The organism is Streptomyces sp. Qhu_M48 (assembly GCF_051305195.1).
Classification (GTDB): Bacteria; Actinomycetota; Actinomycetes; order Streptomycetales; family Streptomycetaceae; genus Streptomyces.
In genome coordinates this window covers 468,127-487,672 of the sequence record NZ_CP195432.1, presented here as the reverse complement: position 1 = coordinate 487,672, position 19,546 = coordinate 468,127, and the positions used below count along the sequence as shown (strand labels likewise).

Annotated in this window: 26 protein-coding genes and 1 tRNA gene; 7 read left to right on the top strand and 20 right to left on the bottom strand. The window is 67.1% G+C overall.

All coding sequences use genetic code 11. The annotated features are described in order from the left end of the window. Nucleotides 1-27: 27 nt before the first annotated feature. Nucleotides 28-495: a hypothetical protein gene (locus tag ACRRSS_RS02565; RefSeq protein ID WP_435969586.1), complete on the bottom strand. Its 468-nt coding sequence runs from the start codon at nucleotides 493-495 to the stop codon at nucleotides 28-30. A 224-nt stretch (nucleotides 496-719) separates the two neighbouring features. Here ACRRSS_RS02565 and ACRRSS_RS02560 point away from each other — a divergent pair. Beyond that, a tRNA-Arg gene (locus ACRRSS_RS02560) sits at nucleotides 720-792 on the top strand. Nucleotides 793-871: 79 nt separating this feature from the next. On the opposite strand, the gene ACRRSS_RS02555 is transcribed toward ACRRSS_RS02560, so the two are convergent. The 10 genes from ACRRSS_RS02555 to ACRRSS_RS02510 form a co-directional block, all read right to left on the bottom strand. Beyond that, nucleotides 872-2,023, bottom strand: a complete 1,152-nt coding sequence (locus tag ACRRSS_RS02555) for a tyrosine-type recombinase/integrase (protein WP_435969585.1) — start codon at nucleotides 2,021-2,023, stop codon at nucleotides 872-874. Further along, nucleotides 2,023-2,214: a helix-turn-helix domain-containing protein gene (locus tag ACRRSS_RS02550; RefSeq protein ID WP_366376053.1), complete on the bottom strand. Its 192-nt coding sequence runs from the start codon at nucleotides 2,212-2,214 to the stop codon at nucleotides 2,023-2,025. Before ACRRSS_RS02550 ends, ACRRSS_RS02555 begins: the two co-directional genes overlap by 1 nt. Beyond that, nucleotides 2,211-3,602 carry a replication initiator protein RepSA gene (gene repSA, locus ACRRSS_RS02545; RefSeq protein WP_435969584.1) on the bottom strand — a complete coding sequence of 464 codons (1,392 nt, stop codon included), beginning with the start codon at nucleotides 3,600-3,602 and terminating at the stop codon, nucleotides 2,211-2,213. Before repSA ends, ACRRSS_RS02550 begins: the two co-directional genes overlap by 4 nt. A 90-nt stretch (nucleotides 3,603-3,692) precedes the next feature. Beyond that, nucleotides 3,693-4,013 carry a SpdD-like protein gene (locus tag ACRRSS_RS02540; protein WP_435969583.1) on the bottom strand — a complete coding sequence of 107 codons (321 nt, stop codon included), beginning with the start codon at nucleotides 4,011-4,013 and terminating at the stop codon, nucleotides 3,693-3,695. Between the two features lie 26 nt (nucleotides 4,014-4,039). Then, on the bottom strand, nucleotides 4,040-4,198 hold the full coding sequence (locus ACRRSS_RS02535; protein ID WP_104860443.1) for a hypothetical protein: 159 nt from the start codon (nucleotides 4,196-4,198) through the stop codon (nucleotides 4,040-4,042). 13 nt (nucleotides 4,199-4,211) lie between these two features. Beyond that, nucleotides 4,212-4,406 carry a mobile element transfer protein gene (locus ACRRSS_RS02530; protein ID WP_435969582.1) on the bottom strand — a complete coding sequence of 65 codons (195 nt, stop codon included), beginning with the start codon at nucleotides 4,404-4,406 and terminating at the stop codon, nucleotides 4,212-4,214. 17 nt (nucleotides 4,407-4,423) lie between these two features. After that, nucleotides 4,424-5,074, bottom strand: a complete 651-nt coding sequence (locus ACRRSS_RS02525; protein WP_435969581.1) for a DUF2637 domain-containing protein — start codon at nucleotides 5,072-5,074, stop codon at nucleotides 4,424-4,426. An 89-nt stretch (nucleotides 5,075-5,163) separates the two neighbouring features. Then, complete coding sequence (locus ACRRSS_RS02520; RefSeq protein ID WP_435969580.1) at nucleotides 5,164-6,531, bottom strand: FtsK/SpoIIIE domain-containing protein; 1,368 nt, start codon at nucleotides 6,529-6,531, stop codon at nucleotides 5,164-5,166. A gap of 2 nt (nucleotides 6,532-6,533) precedes the next feature. After that, a complete protein-coding gene (locus tag ACRRSS_RS02515) occupies nucleotides 6,534-6,890 on the bottom strand; it encodes an SCO3933 family regulatory protein (RefSeq protein WP_435969579.1) in 357 nt (118 codons plus the stop codon). Between the two features lie 138 nt (nucleotides 6,891-7,028). Then, entirely contained in the window at nucleotides 7,029-7,808 is a 780-nt protein-coding gene (locus tag ACRRSS_RS02510) for a GntR family transcriptional regulator (protein ID WP_435975229.1), read from the bottom strand. 18 nt (nucleotides 7,809-7,826) lie between these two features. Here ACRRSS_RS02510 and ACRRSS_RS02505 point away from each other — a divergent pair, with 18 nt between their 5' ends. Continuing rightward, nucleotides 7,827-8,294: an NUDIX hydrolase gene (locus ACRRSS_RS02505; RefSeq protein ID WP_435969578.1), complete on the top strand. Its 468-nt coding sequence runs from the start codon at nucleotides 7,827-7,829 to the stop codon at nucleotides 8,292-8,294. Nucleotides 8,295-8,314: 20 nt separating this feature from the next. Continuing rightward, nucleotides 8,315-8,521, top strand: coding sequence for a hypothetical protein (locus ACRRSS_RS02500; protein ID WP_435969577.1), 207 nt, complete (start codon nucleotides 8,315-8,317; stop codon nucleotides 8,519-8,521). Nucleotides 8,522-9,074: 553 nt separating this feature from the next. Here ACRRSS_RS02500 and ACRRSS_RS02495 read toward each other — a convergent pair. Next, nucleotides 9,075-9,827 carry a GIY-YIG nuclease family protein gene (locus ACRRSS_RS02495; protein ID WP_435969576.1) on the bottom strand — a complete coding sequence of 251 codons (753 nt, stop codon included), beginning with the start codon at nucleotides 9,825-9,827 and terminating at the stop codon, nucleotides 9,075-9,077. A 147-nt stretch (nucleotides 9,828-9,974) separates the two neighbouring features. Between ACRRSS_RS02495 and ACRRSS_RS02490 the strand changes: the two genes are divergently transcribed. The 3 genes from ACRRSS_RS02490 (at nucleotide 9,975) to ACRRSS_RS02480 (ending at nucleotide 14,837) form a co-directional block, all read left to right on the top strand. Beyond that, nucleotides 9,975-11,279, top strand: coding sequence for a DNA cytosine methyltransferase (locus ACRRSS_RS02490; RefSeq protein WP_435969575.1), 1,305 nt, complete (start codon nucleotides 9,975-9,977; stop codon nucleotides 11,277-11,279). Nucleotides 11,280-11,419: 140 nt separating this feature from the next. Next, nucleotides 11,420-12,052, top strand: coding sequence for a very short patch repair endonuclease (locus tag ACRRSS_RS02485; protein WP_435969574.1), 633 nt, complete (start codon nucleotides 11,420-11,422; stop codon nucleotides 12,050-12,052). Between the two features lie 1,261 nt (nucleotides 12,053-13,313). Further along, nucleotides 13,314-14,837: a hypothetical protein gene (locus ACRRSS_RS02480; RefSeq protein ID WP_435969573.1), complete on the top strand. Its 1,524-nt coding sequence runs from the start codon at nucleotides 13,314-13,316 to the stop codon at nucleotides 14,835-14,837. 371 nt (nucleotides 14,838-15,208) lie between these two features. Here ACRRSS_RS02480 and ACRRSS_RS02475 read toward each other — a convergent pair whose 3' ends face one another. Genes ACRRSS_RS02475 through ACRRSS_RS02450 form a run of 6 tightly spaced genes read right to left on the bottom strand, consistent with a single transcriptional unit; the run spans nucleotide 15,209 to nucleotide 17,217 of the window. Further along, nucleotides 15,209-15,556 (bottom strand): hypothetical protein, encoded by a 348-nt coding sequence (locus tag ACRRSS_RS02475; RefSeq protein WP_435969572.1) that lies wholly within the window; start codon nucleotides 15,554-15,556, stop codon nucleotides 15,209-15,211. Next, a complete protein-coding gene (locus ACRRSS_RS02470; protein WP_435969571.1) occupies nucleotides 15,553-16,224 on the bottom strand; it encodes a GntR family transcriptional regulator in 672 nt (223 codons plus the stop codon). The genes ACRRSS_RS02475 and ACRRSS_RS02470 overlap by 4 nt, the downstream gene beginning before the upstream one ends. A gap of 8 nt (nucleotides 16,225-16,232) precedes the next feature. Then, on the bottom strand, nucleotides 16,233-16,457 hold the full coding sequence (locus ACRRSS_RS02465) for a hypothetical protein (protein ID WP_435969570.1): 225 nt from the start codon (nucleotides 16,455-16,457) through the stop codon (nucleotides 16,233-16,235). Continuing rightward, nucleotides 16,454-16,630 (bottom strand): hypothetical protein, encoded by a 177-nt coding sequence (locus tag ACRRSS_RS02460; RefSeq protein WP_435969569.1) that lies wholly within the window; start codon nucleotides 16,628-16,630, stop codon nucleotides 16,454-16,456. The genes ACRRSS_RS02465 and ACRRSS_RS02460 overlap by 4 nt, the downstream gene beginning before the upstream one ends. Further along, nucleotides 16,627-16,926: a hypothetical protein gene (locus ACRRSS_RS02455; protein WP_435969568.1), complete on the bottom strand. Its 300-nt coding sequence runs from the start codon at nucleotides 16,924-16,926 to the stop codon at nucleotides 16,627-16,629. The genes ACRRSS_RS02460 and ACRRSS_RS02455 overlap by 4 nt, the downstream gene beginning before the upstream one ends. 12 nt (nucleotides 16,927-16,938) lie before the next feature. Next, complete coding sequence (locus tag ACRRSS_RS02450) at nucleotides 16,939-17,217, bottom strand: hypothetical protein (protein ID WP_435969567.1); 279 nt, start codon at nucleotides 17,215-17,217, stop codon at nucleotides 16,939-16,941. Nucleotides 17,218-17,295: 78 nt separating this feature from the next. Between ACRRSS_RS02450 and ACRRSS_RS02445 the strand changes: the two genes are divergently transcribed. Beyond that, complete coding sequence (locus tag ACRRSS_RS02445) at nucleotides 17,296-18,051, top strand: GntR family transcriptional regulator (protein ID WP_435969566.1); 756 nt, start codon at nucleotides 17,296-17,298, stop codon at nucleotides 18,049-18,051. A gap of 6 nt (nucleotides 18,052-18,057) precedes the next feature. On the opposite strand, the gene ACRRSS_RS02440 is transcribed toward ACRRSS_RS02445, so the two are convergent. Further along, nucleotides 18,058-18,525, bottom strand: a complete 468-nt coding sequence (locus ACRRSS_RS02440) for a DUF4240 domain-containing protein (RefSeq protein ID WP_435975228.1) — start codon at nucleotides 18,523-18,525, stop codon at nucleotides 18,058-18,060. 274 nt (nucleotides 18,526-18,799) lie between these two features. After that, the gene (locus ACRRSS_RS02435) at nucleotides 18,800-19,543 is read right to left on the bottom strand and encodes an ABC transporter ATP-binding protein (RefSeq protein WP_435969565.1); all 744 of its coding nucleotides are present in this window, start codon (nucleotides 19,541-19,543) and stop codon (nucleotides 18,800-18,802) included. Nucleotides 19,544-19,546: the final 3 nt, after the last annotated feature.

Sequence of the window (19,546 nt, the reverse complement as noted above, 5' to 3'; positions counted from 1 at the left end):
GACGCTATGCGCCCCGCGCGAACAGGGTCAACCCCGCACCGGGACGCGCCGCAGCCGGGACAGGACCCCGGAGGCCACGGCACCGAAGCAGGCGAGCGGCAGCAGAACGGCGAGGACCGGGTTGACGTAACCGGGGACGAGAACGCCGTAGTCCGCTCCGCCCGCCACCTCGCAGACGAGCCGCAGCGGAACGAAGTCCCCCCGCCGCCCGACGAGGTCGGCCCCCTCGGGCCGCCGCACCTCGCACTCCTGACCCTGCAGCTGCTCGTCGACGAACACCAGGTGGAGAAGCCCCCACAGATAGAACGCGACCGACACGGCGACGGAGAGCAGAGCGACGTCCCGCGTCCCCCGGACCGCGTCGTACCGCCGCAGGGCGTCCGGCGCGAGCCGGGACCCCAGATAGACGACGAGCCCCATCAGGACAGCCGCACTGACGAAAAGCCCCACGACGAGCAGGCCGGGATCGTGCCCCCGCCAGGAATCGGCAGCCAAGCCCACGTCAGCCCCCTCAGGTCCTCACGAGGACCGTAGGCCATCGCACACCCACAGGAAAGATCACCACCGCCCCGCCAGAGCCCGCCATCAACCCCACCCCACCAAAGCTCACGCACCCCCACAGCACACAACGCGGCCAGACCCTGTCCCCCCATACGCCGACCACACCACCCGCTACACTGACGTCGGCGAAGCGACCCCCAGGGGCCGCTCCCCACCCGGCCTTCGTAGCTCAGGGGATAGAGCACCGCTCTCCTAAAGCGGGTGTCGCAGGTTCGAATCCTGCCGGGGGCACAAGCTCAGAGGGGGGTCACATACCAATTTTGGGATGTGACCCCCCTCTGACATCTACGGCTGACATCAACGGCAACGGTCAGGGACGACCGGGCCGCCTCTTGAGCAGCCGGTCCATGTGACTGATCGCCTCACGTTGCGTGTCCTGGACGACATGCGTGTACACGTCCATGGTGATGCTGATCTGGCTGTGCCCGAGGATCTCCATGACCACGCGGGGCGCGACGCCGGCGGCGGTGAGCAGGGTCGCGCAGCCGTGCCGGGCGTCGTGGAGCCGGATGACGCGGAGCCCGGCGGAGGCGGCGACGCGGGTGAAGGAGCGGTACACGTTCCGCGGCTCGACCGGGCTGCCCGTGCGCGTCGTGAAGACGTAGTCACTTCCCTTCCACTCCTCCCCCGCCCTGGCCCGCTGATCGTTCTGCCGCATCCGGTGCCAGCGGAGGGGCGCGATGCACATGGCGGGAAGCGGTACGGCACGGCGGCGACGTCCCTTGGGATCGTCGTCGTACAGGACACCCCGGCGCCGCTGGATCTGCTGGCGGACGTAGAGGACGCGACGGTCCAGGTCCACGTCAGCCCAGCGGAGTCCGATCAGCTCGCCCCGGCGCAGCCCCATGGCGATGGCGAGGACGAAGGCGGCGTACAGCGGGTCTCGGCGGGCGGCGGCGAGGAAGTCGAGGGTCTCGTCCAGGGACCAAGGGCTCAGCTCCCGCGCCTTCGACCGGGGCGGCTCGACGAGGGTGGCCACGTTGCGCGTGATCAGCTCCTCGCGGCAAGCCGCGGTGAGGGCGGTCCGCAGGACGCGGTGGGACTCCTTGGCGGTGGCGGCGGTGGTCTTCTTCTCCAGCTGGACGAGGAAGCGCCGGACGTCGGCGACGCTCAGGGACTCCAGCCGCTTGGAGCCGATCCCCGGGACGAGGTGGAGACGGACGTGCGTCTCGTACTTGTCGTACGTGCTGAGCTTGCGGCGCGGCTGGACGATGTTGCCCAGCCAGTACGGGAGCCACTCGGAGAGCTTCGCCGAGCGGGTCGGCACGGGAATGCCGTTGTCGACCTTGTCGAGGAGCTCGCGGCGCTTGGCGTCGCACTCGGCCCAGGTCTTGCCGTACGCGAACTTCCGGGCGCGGGTGCCGTCGGGCTGGAGGACGTAGACGGCGGCCTGGAAGCGGCCGTCCTTGCGCTGGGTGATGGTGCCGGCGCCGTTCGGGTTGCGCTTGCGCTGAGCGGCCATCAGGCGGCCTCCCCGATCTTGTAGGTGATGAAGTCCCGCACGGCGTCGACGGGGACGCGGCGGGCGCGGCCGACGGTGATCGAGGTGAGGCGGCGTGAGCGGATGAGGTCGTAGACGGTGGAGCGTCCGAGCTTGAGCCGGGCCATGACCTCGGGCACGGTCAGCAGTTCGTCGGTGGTGGCGGTGGTCATGCTGCGGCTCCTTCCGGGGCGGCCAGGGCGAGTTGGTCGCGCAGGGCTTCGCGGGCGGTCTGACGGTTGAGCTGGATTCCGCGCGAGATGGTCGCGGCGAGGGCGGCCTCACCGGGGGTGTGGCCGTGTCCGGCGTACTGCCAGGAGGCGAGGATGAGCACGGTGTCCGGCTCGGCGTCGACGTGTTCCTGGGCGGCGCGGTAGTCGGCGCGGATCTGGCGGAGGGCGCCGAGGGTGGTCGAGTAGCGGCGGGACTTGGTGGAGAAGTGGCCGCGGAAGCCGAGCATGTGGGCCCAGGCGGTGAGCTTGCGGTCCGGGTAGAGCGGGGCCAGGTCGAGGCAGGCCTCGATCAGGCGGCGGGGGTGGTCGGCCACGTCCAAGAGGTCGAGCACCTCCCGGTTGCCGATCCGCCGGTCGAGGCTGCCGGTGGTCTCGGCGGCCTTGGTGGCGTACTTCGCGACGTACGCGGCCACCGCCTGCTCGGTGATGTCGGAGCCGTCGCCGAACGCCTTGACCGGACGGATGTCGAGCTGGCGGCCCCACTGGAACCGCCGGCACGGCTGGTCTCCGGCGGCCGGGACGGTGATGGTCGTGTACGCGTGGACGGCGGCGGCGCGGATCGCGTCGTCGAGGAGCCGCACAGTGGCCCATGAGGGTGGGGCGGTGCCGGGGCCGTCCGGTCCGTCGAGGCGGATCACGGCGTGGAAGTGGATGGCGCCGCGCTTCTGGAACTCGGCGACCTTCCCGTACGAGACCCGTAAGGCGCCCTTCAGCTCGCGCTGGGTGAGCCCGGCACGGGCGGCGAGCTCGCGGCGCAGTCGGTTGGTGAAGCGCTGCCAGAGCTGACCGGCGTGGTTGTTGAAGAGGACGGCTCCGGCGTAGTCGTACGACTCGGGGTCGAGCGCCGTGCCCAGGGCGGGGTCGTTCTCCGGGTGGCGGGTGCCGCAGCGGCAAACGCCGCGGTCGGGCCGGTTGTGCACGGGGCCGAAGGACGGGGCGGTGAGGGTGGCGAAGACCCGGGGGTGGTCGCGGACGGTCGAGGGGATGTCCTTGGACTCGTCGCCGGCCAGGCCCGCGCGGATCAGGTGGTACGTGTCCCCCGCGTACGTGTGGGCGCAGGAGGGGCAGCGGGAGGCTCGGCGGTTGCCGCAGGCGACGCGGAGATGGCCGCTGGGCTCGGCCTCCGTGGAGTATCGGCGGAGGGTCTCGCCGGACGCGCGGTCCTTGGCGAGGGACCAGCCGGTCAAATGGATGGGATCGGAGCAGCCGCCGGTGCGGTGCACCTGGTCCCGCCAGCGGTCGAAGTCGGGGGCGGAGGCGACTCGGAGGACATCGTGGAGGGTGGCCGGGTCCAGGCCCGCCGCGGTGGCGGCGGTGCGCTGATCCATGATGGGTGTTCCTTCCGGTTGTGAGATCGGCGAGGGGTACGGCTCCCGGGCGGCGGATGCTTGGCGGTATCGAGGCCGCCCGGGGGCCGGTCAGCGGCGCTTGGCCGAGGACGCGATCAGCGAACGGACAACGACGGCGCAGACGGCGACCGATGCGGCGGTGACGGCGGTCGCGAGGAGCATCGAGACCAGGACCGTTCCAACGACCAGGACGACGGCGGTGCCGGCACCGATGACGGCGAGCGCAGCCCCGGGGGTGATCTGGACGGCGGGCCGCTGGGCAGTCGGGGCCGGAGACGACTGCATGGGCTCCACGGCAGTCGGCTGGACGACGGCGGGCGGGAGGAAGACGGCGGGCGGGGTGACGAGACCGGTCGGCGTCGGCATGGTCGGGATCTTGGGGCGGAGCATGAGGTGGTTCCCCTTTCCGGGTCGGGTCACTTGGAGATCGCGGTGTCGATGACGGGGGCCAGCAAGCTGTCGGCGAGGAGGAAGCCGCCGAGGAGGAGCACGGCGACGAGCCACCAGGGCGGGCGGATGAGCTTGATGCCGAGAGCGCCGACGACGACCAGGGCGAGCCAGAGCGGGACGTCCACGAGCGGTATCCGTTCAGTCGGAGATGCGGCAGCGGTGGGTACGGGCCGCGAGCTGGGCGGCGGCGGAGCTGGAGTAGTCGGAGGACCAGCCGCAGCGGTCGGCGGTGCAGACGGCGGCGTACTTGGTGCGGCCGTGGCGGTCGCGGTGGGTGCCGATCTGTACGGGGCCGATGCGCATGACGGAGTGGAAGTGGTCGCGAGGGGACATGGCGCTCTCCGTTCTGATCAAGCGAGTTGGGCGGCGATGGCGTCCGCCATGGGCGCGGGAACGCCGAGGCGGGCGCGCAGGGTGTCGGTGTCGATGGGGTGGCCCGTACGGGCGTGGTGGTCGTCGGCGAGCTTGCGGGCGTGCGCGACCAAGGCGGCCGGGACGGGAACGGCGGGCGCGGCTGCCGGCGCGGGCCGGGTCGGCTCCAGCTCGGCGACGGCATCGGTCTCGGTGACGTGCTCCGTCTCGGTCGACACGCCTTCTGTCGGCTCCGGCTCGACCACCGGATGGGTCTCCGAGGTCGTCGGCGCCGGTGAATGTGCGAGCAGCGTGCCGCCGAGGAACGCGACCGCGGGCCATCCGGCGATGCCGAAGCGCAGCCAGCCGGGTGGATGGGCGAGGTCGAGGAACCCGGCGGTGGCGACGTTCGCACCGAGCGAGGCGAACAGGGAGACCAGGAACCAGCACCAGGCGAGCCGTGACGAGCCGTCCGAGCGGAGGCGGCGCCAGGCGGCGACCAGGAGCAGGTCGACGGAGACGGGATAGGCCCACGCCTTCCATCCGGTCTGACCGGCAGCGGCGGCCAGGTCGTGCAGGTGGGCGAAGGACAGCGCACCGGCGATCAGGGCTTGGACCAGCACGGCGTCGACGCGAAGCTTGCTGGTCATGTCGGCACCTCCTTTGCGGGCGTTCTGGGCATGGCGGGGTAGGGACGTGGCGCGTGATGCGGTCGCGCCGACCGGTGGGGCGGGAAGGGTCAGGCGGTAGCCGGGGACTCGGCGGACGCCGGGGCCTGAAGCTTGACCGGGTGCACGTGCGGCTCGACGGCGGGCCGGAAGGCGGCGAGGCCGGGCAGCTCCGGGACGAGGTGCGCGTACTTGTTACAGGCGTTGACGGCCGTACGGAGCGAGGTGTGCGGCGTGCGGATGCGGGCCCAGCCGCCGGAGGCGTCGCCGGTGATCGCGAGGCCGGGCGAGTCGACGGGGATCTGGACGGTGGCGAGGACGGCGTCCGGCGCGATGTCGCCGAAGGCCATGCCGGCGCTGGTCTCGTCGTTGACGCGGTGGGCGGTACGGACGCTGAGCTGGGCGCGGAGCATGGTGATGCCCTTGCCGAGTTCGGAGCCGAAGCGCTGCCCGCAGATCTCCAGATAGATGCCGGCGGCGCGGCCGAGCTGGGCTAGCCGGGCGAGTGAGGTGATGATCCGGTCCCGCCGCTTCTCCTCCTCCTTCGTGGCGAAGAGGGCGAGTTCGGCGACCTCGTCGACGAGGACGACGACGGGAACGGGACGGAGGTGGTCGGGCAGGTCCCAGATGTCGGCGGCGATGTCGGCGTCCGGGGTGTCAGCGGTGATGCGCTGTTCGGCGCGGATGAGTTGGTAGACGCCTTCCATGTGCGCGATGAGGGCGTCGAGGAGGTCGGCGGCGGTGTCGGGGTTGTCTGCGAGACCGGAGAAGCGACGGGCCAGGGGGAACAGCTCGACCCCTTGCTTGCAGTCGATCCCGATCAAGGCCACTTCCTGAGCGGCGAGTTCGGCGACCAGGTTCCGCTGGTAGACGGACTTCCCTGACTTGGTGGCTCCGATCGTGAGGGCGTGCGGGGTGGTGCGATAGTCGCGGTAGTGGACGGCGCCGTCCTCGCGCAGGGCGACCGGCAAGCACATGGTCGAGCGCTCGACGCCGGCGGGCATCTGAACCCGCTTGAGCACGTCGTAACCGGTCATCCGCAGTTCGACGACGCCGGAGCGGATCTCCCGCGAGGCGACGCCGTGCATGCCGAACGAGTGCCGCAGCCGGTCGCACGAGGCAGCCACGTCGAAGGCGTCCTGTCCGGGCCGGAGCCCCAGCCGTAAGACGAGGCCGGTCCGGGTGGGCCGAAGGCGCAGGATGCGCGGGGCCCGGGGCTCCGGCACGGGCCGGTTGGCCATCCGGGCGATGGCAAGACGCCAGCGGGGCGGAGGAACGGTCAGCCCACAGGCGTCCATGACCGAGGAGTACCGGCCCAGGACCCGAAGGGCGGCGAGCACGACCCCGAAGGTCAGCCAGTACCAGGCGGGCCGCCGCCACCGCAGGAGACCAGCGAAGGCGACGACGACCACCACGGCGGAGAGGATCAACCACTCCATGATCAGGCGGCCTTCTGGGTCGCCGCGCCGCCGCCGAGCGAGGTGACCGCGACGGCGCGGAAGGCGATGCCGTGCCGGCGCTGGCCGTTGAACTCGTTCTCCCAGGGACGGGCGATCAGGCCGGTGACCGCGACCGGGGTGCCCATGACGAGGTCGGCGGAGACGCCGGTCTCCGGGACGGTGACGGTCAGGATCTCGACCTCGCCGTTCGCGGCGAACATGACGTCCACGGTCGACAGCGCGGCGCCGGTCTCGGCGTCCATGGCGCGCTCGCCGGAGCGGCGGTCCTTCACCTTGGGCTGCGGGGGCTGGGCGACCATCACGGTGGCCGCGGAGGTGTCGACGGGGATCTGACGCACAGAGATCACTCCTCTAGAAGTGCTGAACTCTGTCACTCATGTATATGAGTGACATGAAGAAGAGTGCCTGACTCCTATACATGAGTCAACCCGCCCGGACGAAGAAGTCAGAGCGGGTTGAGGAGAGTTGACCGTGCGTCAGTCAGCGGCAGGGATCCGATACTCGAAGACGAACTGGTCAGCGGCCATGAGGGTGTCGCAGACCTCGACGACGCGACCGGTCTTGGTGACGGCGTTCCGCAGCAGGTGGACGACGGGAGCCCCGGGGCTCAGGGCGAGTTCGGAGGCTTCAGCCTTGGCGGCCGGCCGAGCCTGCAACGTCTCGACGAACTCGGTGAAGACGTGCCCGTCGTCCTCCAGACGGGCGTAGATCCCACCGGGCCCGGGGTTCTCGGAGAAGAGCTGAGGGATGTCCTTGACGACGTCCCACGGGAGGTAGGAGGAGGCGGTCTCGACGGGAACGCCGTTACGGAAGTACAGCCGCCGCCGCGCGAGCACCTGCGTACCGGTGTCGACACCCAGCCGCTCGGCAATGTCCTCCGGCGCCTCCATCGGCCCGATGTAGAGGACGCTCACCTTGGCGGTGGCACCGGACTGAGCGGACTCAGCAAGGTATGCGGCCTTCCCCCCACGCCGATGCGAGGCCCGGAACCGATCCGAGGAACGCAGCCGCACGGGCGGCCGGTCCTTCACGATCGACCCCTTGCCGTGCCGAGTCTCCACGAGCCCACTTGAGCGAACCTCGGCCATCGCCTTACGGATGGTCCCGCCGGCAACGCCGTAGCGTTCGACGAGCTCGGACTCACTCGGCACCAGGTCTCCGGGCTTGAGAACCCCAGCCTGGATCTGCTGAACAATCTCCTCGGCGATCTGGACGTACCGAGGTACGGACCGACCACCTCCTACTGGAGTTCCCACAGTCTTTCCCACTCTCCTATGCTCCTGTACATGAGTAACAGCGCCCGAGAGACGACGTCAACGCCACTGCACTCCGTGTCCGTAGCGGGCGCGGTCGTACGCGAAGACGGCCGACTCCTGGCGATCCGCCGCGCGGACAACGGCACGTGGGAACTCCCGGGCGGCGTCCTCGAACTCGCGGAGGCCCCCGAGCAGGGCGTGGCCCGCGAGGTCTGGGAAGAGACGGGCATCCGGGTAGAGGTCGAGGAACTGACCGGCGTCTACAAGAACACCACCCGAGGCATCGTGGCGTTGGTCTTCCGCTGCAAGCCGTCCGGCGGCGAGGAGCGAACCTCCACGGAGTCGACCGCGGTCGAGTGGCTCACCCCGGAAGAGATCACCGCCCGAATGACCGAGGTCTACGCGATCCGCCTCTTGGACGCCCTGGACGAGGCAGGCCCCCACGTCCGAAGCCACGACGGCCGCCGGCTGGTCACGCAGCGGTGAGCACGCAGCCACCTCGGCGCATGACCCGCGAAGAAGCGCTCCCCCTGGTCGAGCGCCTAATGAACCCGGAGACGCCCGAGGAGAAGTGCTCAGAGATCCTGGTCGCCCTGGAACAGGGCCTGGCATGCCCCCACATCAGCGACTACATCTTCTGGAGCACCGACCCCAACCTGACACCAGAGAAGGTCGTCGACCGAGCCATGACCTACAAGGCAATCGCCCTCTGAGGCCAGCGCGGTAAGAGTTTCCCTACTTCATCAAGTGCCCGCGCAAGCGCGGGCTGGCCCCTGGGGCCCGACCCCTCTGCGCCTTCGGCGCCGGGGCCGGACCCCTGGGGCCGCAGCAGGCTACGGCCCATGAGTAGAGAGCTGGACACGGACTACTCCGGTCAGAACATGCCTCCGGCGGGGGCGCTCAGGCTCCGAGATGGCGGGGCGCCGTTCGCGATGCGCCGGCCGAGTGTGGCGTGCGCGGGGTGCTCCCTCCCGTCTACCGTCGACCCAGGCAGAGCCGAGCAGCCGTGGTCCAGGGCGTCAAGGTCGTTCGTCCAGCGGGGCGCTCCACCTTGACGCCCTGGACCACGCCCGCTCCACGATGTGTGGGTCGACGGCAGACGGGATGGAAGCCAGGTCGAGTAATGGGATCGGCCGGTGGATTGCCGCCTTGGCAATCCCCCGCCCCTGACATGAGAACGTCAGTAATTGACGAGCTCAATCGCGCCTGTCATAAACGGCCCCTGACATTCCGCTCATCCGACCAGGGCCTATTAGCGTGCATGCCCTAGGCCAGATCCTCAGGGGCGTATTCCTCACCGGAGATGTAGTACTTGCGTGCGCTCTCTGAGCGCAGCTCCTTCGGATACATGACCGCGTAGCCCGGCAGAGCCATGATCTGCCAGTCGTCTGGCAGAGTCGCACTAAGGAAGAGGAAGAACTCGTGCGCCGTCATCTCGGGGCGGTCGATGGTCACATCAAATCGCTCATAGAATTTCTCGGCGGCAGTCCGATAATAGGCGTAGCGAAATGTATAGGGAAGCTGCGTCTTCACGTTCTTCAGTAGCGGGCGCAGGTTCTGGCCCCCAAGGGCGAGGTCGCGTATCACCCAATTGAGATTCGCCGGATAGAGCTGATCAAAATGATCGCTCGCAAACACCGTGGTATCCCGCTTATCACCCGGATCATTGATGCCGAACCCGTTTTCATTCCACGGCGCCTCACCAGCGCTCTGAAACCTGTCGATCAGGAGCTTTTCAGGGGCAACTGCGGAAAAGTCTTCGTCGACCGAAAGCGCCGTAAAGGAGATCTCTTCCAACCGAATCCCCTCGCGGCCACTCAGCTTCCGCAGATGCTTCCCAAGGCGCTGGGACAGGGTGACCTCGGCCTTTCCTACATAAAGCAGTTCCTTGCCTCGGCGCAGTTGGTAAACACCCTTGTGCGGAGGCAGGAGGCGAAGGTTAGCCTCGGTGAGCGGGGCTGGCGTGAGCGCTTCCAGGTCTGCAGCCAATTGATCACCAAGGGCCCTGGTGATGCTCAACTTGAACTCAGCGTGGTTCCCCAACGGCACCGTCGCGACTCCCTTCCCGGAGTGATCGTCGTCACTCTAACCGGTGACCGCGGGGGGCATGATGCGTGTTCCCTCAACGCGCGTCGATGATCGCTAGCTCCGCGGTATAGTTCCCTCATGTCTGAGCTGCGAATCAAGCATCCCCAGGTAGGCACCTGCGTCGAGCTGTTCGCTGGCGGTGGGGGTCTCGCCATGGGCGTACACGCCGCCGGCTTCCGTCCACTGCTCGTGAATGAGTACGCCAAGCGGGCGATCGAGACGCTTCAGACCAACCCCACTCCAGAGGGCGGAAAGTGGCCAGTCAAGCCTGGCGATGTCCGCGATCTCGTCGACGACTTCAAGGCTCTCAACGGAAAGGTTGACATCCTGGCTGGGGGTCCGCCTTGCCAGCCGTTCAGTCTCGGCGGCGCGCACAAGGGCATGGAAGACGAGCGGAACATGTTCCCTCAGATGTTTCGCGCCATTCGCGAGATGAAGCCAAAGGCGGTCATCTGTGAGAACGTTCGCGGTCTCTTGCGTCCCTCCTTCGAGCCCTACTTCGAGTACATCCTCAACGAACTGCGCCTTCCCTTCGAGAAGCGCAAGGCTGGCGCATCGTGGGAGGATCACAACGACATCCTGAAGAAGAAACTCGCCAACGACGAAGTGCCGCCCTCGGAGCGCTACTTCGTCAAGCACATCCCAGTGAACGCGGCGGACTTCGGGGTCCCTCAGATCCGACAGCGCGTGATCATCGTCGCCTTCCGTGCCGACCTCGGCGTCGACGAAGAAACCTGGAACGGATTCGAACCCAAGCAGACTCATTCCGACGAGGCGCTGATCCACTCCATGCGTGAGGGTGGGGAGTACTGGAACCGGCACGACTACGTCGACGACGACGCCAAGGCTCGCACCATCGCGAATCTACCGAAACTCGACTACGACGACCACAAGACCAAGAAGAAGTTGGAACTCCAGCCTTGGCGCACATTGCGCGACGCCATCCAGGGCATTGACGAGTTCGAGGGACGCCCCTTGCAGTTCATCGAGGTCGACGCCGTTGAGAACAAGCTTCAAGTGGGCGAAGTCTCTGATCATTTCGGCTGGCCCGGGGCCCGCGTCTACACCGGGCATACTCCGAACCTTCTTGATCGGCCGGCCAAAACCGTCAAGGCAGGGGTGCATGGTGTCCCTGGTGGCGAGTCGGTCATGCAGATGGATGACCCTACGTTCAACGGCACGGGATATCGCTACATGACCGTGCGTGAGACCGCCCGCGTCATGACTTTTCCCGATGAGTGGCAGCTTGCTGGCCCACGTGGGGAAAAGATGCGGCAGCTCGGCAACGCCGTGCCCGTGAAGCTCGGCGCGACCTTCGCGAACGCTGTGGGCAACGCGCTCCGTTCCGTCGGTGCCTTGCAGCAGTCCGGCGGGAAGCCGTGACCCCGGCGGCGGTCGTGAAACAACGGGGGTGGAACGATCGACTGCCGCCGGAGAATGCGTACAAACCGCGGCCGGGACTGTCTCGGGACAAACGGACAGCAGAGCAGGACAAAGCGGCAGGTGGACGCTATCGCCGTGCAGTGCCGCTCGGGGAAGGCCGATACGCGCGGGCATCAATCCTGCTCCGACTTTATCGACGCACTCGACGTATCCGGGCATATCTACGGTGGTCGGTCAGTGGCAACACCGAGGAGCGCTACGTCTGCGACGTCGATGGACCCACCCGCGCAGCCAATCTCGCTGCCGCCTGGAGCGAGGCACGCGAGGCCGGAATGGTCGTCGACGAACCGCTTCCCGAGAACTCCTCCGCCAGCTCGATGTCCGTCCGGGCGGTCATGACGGCGAACAAGGGCAAGGACACCAAGCCAGAGCTATTGTTGCGATCGGCGCTCCATCGCAGGGGTTTGCGGTATCGCGTAGGCATCCGTCCGTTGCCGAATCTGCGTCGAACCGCTGACGTCGTTTTCCCGAAGGCGAAGGTGGCTGTCTTTGTTGACGGTTGCTTTTGGCACGGCTGCCCTCAACACTATCGGCCGGCCAAGAAGCAGGGCCAGAAATGGCAGGAGAAAATCCAAGCCAACCGAGAGCGAGACGCTACAACCAACATAGCTCTCAAGGAAGCGGGTTGGGCCGTCGTCCGCGTCTGGGAACATGAAGAGGTCGATGATGCGGCCGAACGAATCGAAGACATCGTCAGCGCCTTGTCCCGGTGATGCCGCATCCGCACTCGGCCACGTGTCAAGCGAAGTGTGCTGCAACCAGCGGCAAGCCCGTGGGCTCCCGGCGAGGGCCGACCGACCAAAACTTGCAGCAGAGTCTTCCCTTCCCTGACTGTCGATGGAACGTCAGGACATCCCGCACCCGAGCGTCACACCCCATGCTGACCTAGCGGTGTAAGGCGTCAACCATCATGCCTCTAACCCGGCGTGACGGCCATGCACCCACTGTGACGGACCTCGCAGGACGACATCCCGCCCAGCGGGATGGTCCGAACCAAGCGTCCGCCGGCAGCAAGGGCCCCATATATCAGAGCCCGCCGACCTGAGACTTGAGAATGGAGAAAGTCCCCCAACCGCCTGAAGTCTCCGGCAGGCTAATGCCATTGGACGTACTTGTTCCCGGCACGTCGCGACATATGGCACTCGTCCCATGTGTTGGCAGTGGTCGCACCGTCGCATCGACGGGGACCCGACAGACGACCGGCACCGAGTGCGGCCGCTCGGCAACACCGGAATCACCGGGATGCCGCAGCGGGGACAGTTGGTCGCCTAGCGGCCCTTCGTCTCCAGGTGAGGCAGAAGGGTCCTTCCTTTGTCCGACGTGGCATGTCCCACGGAGGGCCCCGATCGCCTCAACGAACCCGGCGCCGCCGCAGTTCGTTCCACGCAGATCGGAAGGACCCCCGTGGAAGACCACGCCTCTCAGCCAGGGCCCGACGGCTCCGAGCCGAATTCGACACCCTCTGCTGAAGCCACCCCGCATTCTCCCGCCTTGCCACTGGCCAGTGCGGTTGAGATCAGCACCACCGCCCCTGAGACGAGTGAGGCGCGTGTTGATGAGATTGACCCCGTGGAAGAAGATCTTCCATCGTTGCCTGACGGGCTACCTGCCCTTCCGCGGACGGCGGCGGTACGTAAGCTCGCAAGCACACTCGTGGGCTATGGGTTCAGTGAGGGTGCTGCCACAGCCGTCGCACGAGCAATCGCACGACCTGAAGAGGCTCGCAAACGCCTCCAGAATCCCGACATCATGCGGGTACCCGGAGGCATTCTCCACACGATCACTACCCAGGTGTGGGCGCCTGCAGTCTGTCACTTCCCAGGCAACAACCGGGAAGCGGGATACAGGGTCTATCCCCTCTCGGGAACACTGTCACCAGGACACTTCCCCCCCTTGCGTGGCCTAGAAGCGGCGCCGGGGGAAACAGGGGAACTTGTTCTCCAAGCCCAATCGCGTGCGCATGTTGTCAGCGCCATGGACAAGTCGAATAGCTTCCTTGCTCGACACAACGACCTCACTGAGACTATCGGGCAGCACGGCATCCTGAGGGAGCTGCTGCTCACGGTTGTCAGAATCGACCACGACTCGGAGGATGAATCGTCGGTATGGGCACTAGCCGGCGCGGACGGGAGCAGCCGAATTTCGGCAAGTCACCGCATTCATGCACTCGGCGCGAGCGACGTTCTGTATGGCCTACCGGGTGACGATCGGAAGTATCGGCAGCTACTGAGCCAGGTCCTTGGCACGGGTGAGCGTCCGCGGGAAGAGGTCACGCCTGACGACGTGAAACGCGCCCGTGCGCTCGTGGCTCCGGCGACCCTCGTACTGCGGTTCATCCCGGACGAAAGCTCCCAACTGCAGTACGACCAGGCGGTGAAGTTCATCGTAGGCATCACCCACGTCGAGCCTCCGAAGCCCTGGGGAGCCGCAAGTGAGAACGACGCTCTGGCGGATCCGGTCATTGAGGAGTTCCTGAGGGCAGGCCGACTCACCCGCACTCGTGCGGAGTGGTTCGCCGCAGACCTGACGCCGGATGAAGTCCGCTCGAACGTCCTCGACCCGTGGCCTGACACTCGGGTCGCGGAGATCGTAGCCGCATTCCTCAATGCCGAAGAGCACGCCCTCTTCCGTAAAGGCGTCTTGAGGATCACGGCCAAAAGCAAAGTCACGGTCGACTTTAAAGCCAAGGTGGTCACGGAGATGATCCTGCGCCCCTGGCGCGCTGCTAACGCTGACGCAGATGCCGCAGATCGGGTGAGCGGAACCCGCAGCACACTGCAACGCATGCTGAAATGGACGCCACTTCAGGCGTCAGGCTGGCACGTCAGTGGGGACAACGATCCGGACAAGATGCTGGAATCAGCTCTTCGCAGCCTGAAAGAGGGAGGCTCCTCCGAAGGGGCAGGCGTCGAGCTGGGGGTCCGTGGGGGCTACTACCTGGCAGTGCACGGAACTTTGGTCCGAGAGGCGCGAGGACGCACCGTCGACTATCGCACTCCGTCATCCGTGCTCCAACGAATGACGGAGAATCCTCACGGACTTAGGACCCTTCACAGGGCAATCATCGACGGACGCCAAAACAGGAAACCACAGAGGGTAGATGAGATCGGAACGCCACAATTCAACCTGAACAACAAGCCTCTCGAAGCCGACGACACGTGGCTCCGAACCACGTTCACCGCCGTCGGTGAGGCAGTCTCTTCCCCTCCGATTGAAGGGGACGTCACGACGCCAGAGAGCGAATTCGAAGGGGCCAAAGCTCACTTCGCGAACCTCGTAGCTTCACTGGAGAGCGCACTCGTCGCAGCCGAGAGCGTTCGCGGACATAGCCGCGCGTTCGTCAGAGAACAGGGATGGCCTCAGGTTCACGCGGAGGACCTAGGTATCCGTCTCGACAAGATCAGCGGGCGGTTGAAGATGTACGCGGCAATCGCCGAGGCCGCAGAAGAGGCGCACACGGGGAGCACGGACAGCGCGGACGAGTCTGACGAAACCTGACGGCCGACTGCGCGCCGTCGCAATCAGCTCGACGGCGCGCAGCTCCGCAACCGACTAGGCTGTAACCCCGGGCAAGGCGCCTCGCGCCCATGCCGACAAACCGTAGAAAACAGATACAGGATGCCTGCGAACCACCGCTACAGGTGACACTGCAGTCGTCAATGTCTCGGTTGTCAAGGTTGACCATGGTCAGCCACGTGCGTAAATGAGCGGGGCACCGCACCAGGCTGTGGACCAGCCAGGGACCTCTGGTCCTTTGACAGCCCCTCACCTGGGCCGACGTCGGTGGCTGGACCCCCTCTCCGGAGCCGTGTGCAGAGGAGCCCCGGACTGGCCCCGGGGCTCCTCATTGTTGCGGGGGGCATCGCTCGTCAGCCGAAGGCCGCCGCCGACAGCGTGGGGCCTTTGGTGACGTTGGCGCGGGCCTCCGGGACCGGAGTCAACAGGCGGTGCCCGCGGCTTTCCGCTACACGGAGCGTGCCCCGCAAGGCTTCCGTGAGGTCCGCTGCCAGCGCGCTCAGCTCTTGCAGGCCAAGCTCATCGCTGCCGAGTACGTCAGCCACGTAATCCAGGAGCTGAGCCGCCAAGTCGAGTTGGAGTGCTTCGGTGCTGTCAGCCAGGCGGGACAAGTGGCTGTCTTCGTCGTCGGTGCTCAGATAGCAGGGCTTGCCGTCGGGGCCCGTCCACGGCAGGAGGCGGAGCCTGTTGTGAAGCGTCATCCTTCCTGTCCTTTCGCCTTGGTTGTGTAGTGCGTGACGAAGAGCGCTTCGGCGCGGTCGCTGGGGAGGACCAAGCGGGCAGCCTCGACCACGCGTCCGGTGGTGTCAGTCGACACGCGCGTGATCGCGAGGACGGCCAGCGTCGAGCTGATGCGGAGGGTTGTCGCTTCCTCGGGAGTTGGGTGGCGCGCGCTGATCTGGTCTCGGGATTCCTCTACGCCGGACCGATGCCAAGGCCGCTGGGCGGGTGCCAGGTCTTGCGGGACGTAGATGCGGGCCAGACTGTGCGGCGACTTCCCCTGGTGAGTGAGGCAGAGGAACTCCGTTAGCGGGGTGCGCGAGGGGACTCCGAGCAGCGGGATTAAGTCTCCGCGGGCTCGGAGGTTGGTCGTGCGGATCGTGACGTGGAGGTCTGGGTCCGGGGTGAGGCGGCCTCCCGTGTACGTGAGTCTGCGCAGCGGGTGGCGGACGAAGTTGCCCTTGCCGTGGATCTTCTCGATCAGGCCCTCCGCTTGGAGAAGCGCGAGGGCGTTGCGCAGGGTTGGGGTGCTCACCTTGTACTGGGCGGCGAGCATCGGTTCCGAGGGGAGACGGGCGCCGGCCGACAGGTGGCCGGTGGTGATCTGCGTCCGGAGGTCGTCGGCGATGGTGTGGCGGAGGGACGGCATGGGGGCGCTCACCACCTTCTGAGCACACGTACGGCGATCAGGCGCGTGCGGGTGTGCATGGTCAGGAGTTCGCCCGACTCGAAGAGGAGACGCTTCGCGCCGCCAGGGAGTTGGCGGAGGTCGGCTACTCGGCACGCTTGGCCGCCGATTTGGATGACGTCGCCGCGCTGCACGGTGGCCGTGGTGATCTCGACCGGCGAGGCGAGCGCGCCGCCGGAGGGGAAGCCGTTCACGAGGCCGCCTTCGGTGACGTGGTCGGGGAGTGACAGGGGCAGACGCACGCCTCGTAGATGACGGGGATGTCGATCGGTGCCGTCGTCGGGGAGGAGTGCGCGCACTCGTGGTGGGTGCCGATGCGGCATGAGCTGGATCGGTAGGGCGTGGCCGCCGCGGGGATGCGCGTCATCCGTGGACCTCCTCCGGCGTGAAGCACGTGCGGGCGATGAGGTGGTGCGGGACGGGCGCAGAGCGCTGCCGTGTGCGCTGCTCGCTGGCCAGGACGTACGGGCGGACGAGGGCCGTCTCCTCGCCCGGGAGGAAGTCCGTTCGGTCTTGGAGCTGTCGAAGGAGCAGCGTCACTGCCTCGGACGGGTTGGGGTGGATGCGTGTCAGGCGGATGGGCTGTAACGCGTCGCGGTGCCGGGGCGGTTGGGAGTACCGCTCTCTGGTGCGCGCGATGACGCGGCGGATACGGTTGAACATGCTGATCAGCTCCTATCGCTGATGGCCAGGTCCCCGGACATCGCCCTTCGCGGGGACCTCTTTGTTCACGGCGGCCCAGAGGGTTCGGCCGCCCAGGCTGGTGGCGAGGAGACCGAACCGGTCCGCCTTCGACACGACTTCCAGGACCTCCCGCCATGTCTCGACGGGGAGGGATTCCGGTACCTCCGCTTCGATCGATGTGTGACTGGTGTGCTCCTCCACGCGTGTGGTGAGCCCGAGGGCAGATAGCCGGGCGGCGAGGGTCCCCGCGCTTACTTCTGGAGCAGGCACAGGACAGCCTCCGTCACCGGCAATCACTTTCAGTGAAGCTAGTTAACTAGATTAGAGCTAGTGGACTAGATTTTCCATATGCCTGAGCAGCCGCCCTATCTCCGCATCGCCGACGTACTCCGGCAGCGGATCGCGGAGCACGAGTGGACTCCTGGAGACCGGCTGCCCTCTCGGGTCCAGATCGGCCAGGAGTGCGGCGTGGGCGAGAACGTCGTCCGCCGCGCCCAGGAGCTGTTGATCTCCCAGGGCGTGCTGGAGGGGCGGGCCGGGTCCGGGACCTACGTCGCTGAGCCTCGGCAGCGGGTGCGGATGGTGCGGTCCGCTGCGCGCGAGCAGCCTGACGGGTCGCCGTTCCGGGCCGACATGAAGGCCGTAGGGCGAAACGGCGGCTGGGAGAGCCGGACCGACGCGAAGGTGGCCGCGCCGGCGGAGATCGCTGCGCGGCTCGGGATCGGTGAGGGCGAGCTGTGCGTCCGGACCGTGTACGAGTTCCTTGCCGACGGGCGGCCCGTGCAGCTGTCCACGAGCTGGGAGCCGTACGACCTCACCGGCGGGACCCTCGTCGTCCTTCCCGAGGGCGGACCGCACGCGGGGGCCGGCGTCGTGAACCGGATGGCCGAGATCGGCGTCACGGTCAGCCATGCCATCGAGCAGCCCGAACCGCGGCAGGCCTCCGCCGAAGAGGCGTCACTCCTCGGGATCCAGAAGGCCGCACTCGTCACGCACATTCGGCGGACGTACTACAGCGACGAGGGCCGTCCCGTCGAGACTGCCGACATCATCGTGCCCGCAGCCCACTGCGAGATCGTCTACGAGATCCCGATCAAGCGGTAGCTCGACTCAGTCCCGCAGGTCTGGCCAACCGTGCCGGTTGGAGTAGCTTTCGAAGCAGTACCGGGTGGAGCGGTCCCACTCCTCGCCGGTGGCCAGCTCGTACGCCTTGTCCGGCACGTACAACAGCCACTCGCCGTCACACTCGCTTGAGGTGTACGGCGCGAACTTGTCGGCGTCGAAGAAGACGCTCCCCCACACGGCCTGACCTGCGGCCACCACAGCGCAGCGCGCGTACAGGAACACGTCGGACGACTGCGGGAACGGACTGCCGAACCGGGCCGTCAGGTCGACCACCGGCAGAGTGCCGAACTTCTCCTGATCCAGGCGGTAGAGCGCCTCGGCATGCCGTTCCGCGAAGCCGACGATGTCGGAGACGGGACGGCGGCTCAGCTCCTCAGCGAGGCGCTGGCAGCTCTCTTCAGTCGCTTCGCCGTTCAGGGTGGCTATCAGTGCCCAGAAGTCGGCCCATGTCATTCTCACGGGCGCAGGATGTCAGGCCGGTCTGACATCCACGGCTGACATCAACGACGGCGGATGTGGGCGGTCGTACCCGGCTTTCCGCAGCAGCCGTCAGCGGCGCCCCTCACCCGGCCAGGACCCCACAACCGAACTCCTAAAGCGGGTGTCGCAGGTTCGAATCCTGCCGGGGGCACCAGTTCAGAAGGGCCTCACTTCCGGATTCTCCGGAAGTGAGGCCCTTCTGACATTCCACATATGACATCAACGGCGACGCTCAGGTACGACCGGGCTAACCAGTCGCCCCGTCTCCCGTCAGGGCCGTGTACGCCGCTTCGGCCCGGCGGGCCTCCGGGACGTGGGCGGGCGCATGTGCGAGGAAGGCGCCGGTGGAGCCGGAGAAGGTGATCGTGCCCCGGGTGAGGGCGGTGACGTGGTCGGCCTCTTCGGCCAGGTCGGCCACGTCGTGCGTCGAGAGGAGGACTCGTACCTCCCGGGAGGCGAGCCCGATGACGAGGTCTCGGAAGACGCGGCGCTGTGTCGGGTCCATACCAGCCGTGGGCTCGTCGAGGAGCAGGACCTCGGCCCCGTGGACCAGGGCGGAGGCGACACCGACGCGGCGCAGTTGACCGCCGGAGAGCCGCTTCGTCTTCATGTCGGCGTGATCCGTCATCCGGACCTGTTCCAGCGCCCCTGTGGAGGCGTCCCAGGCGGCACGACGGCTCATCCCCTTCAGCCATCCCGTGTAGGCGACCTGCTCGCGCGCTGTGAGGCCGGTCATGGCGGTGACGGTCTGCGGCATCCAGGCCACCTTCATGCGGTACGTCTTCGAGTCGGAGGACAGACGCCCGAACCGTACCGAGCCCTGACTCGGCTGGTTCACCCCGGCGGCCAGCTTCAACGTGGTCGTCTTTCCGGCTCCGTTGGGACCGAGAGGAATCGTGAAACCGTCGGGGACGGTGTAGCTGAGCCCGGAGAGAATGCTGCGAGAGCGGCGCCCGTACGCGTAGGAGACGGCGTCAAGTTCGATGGACACGGG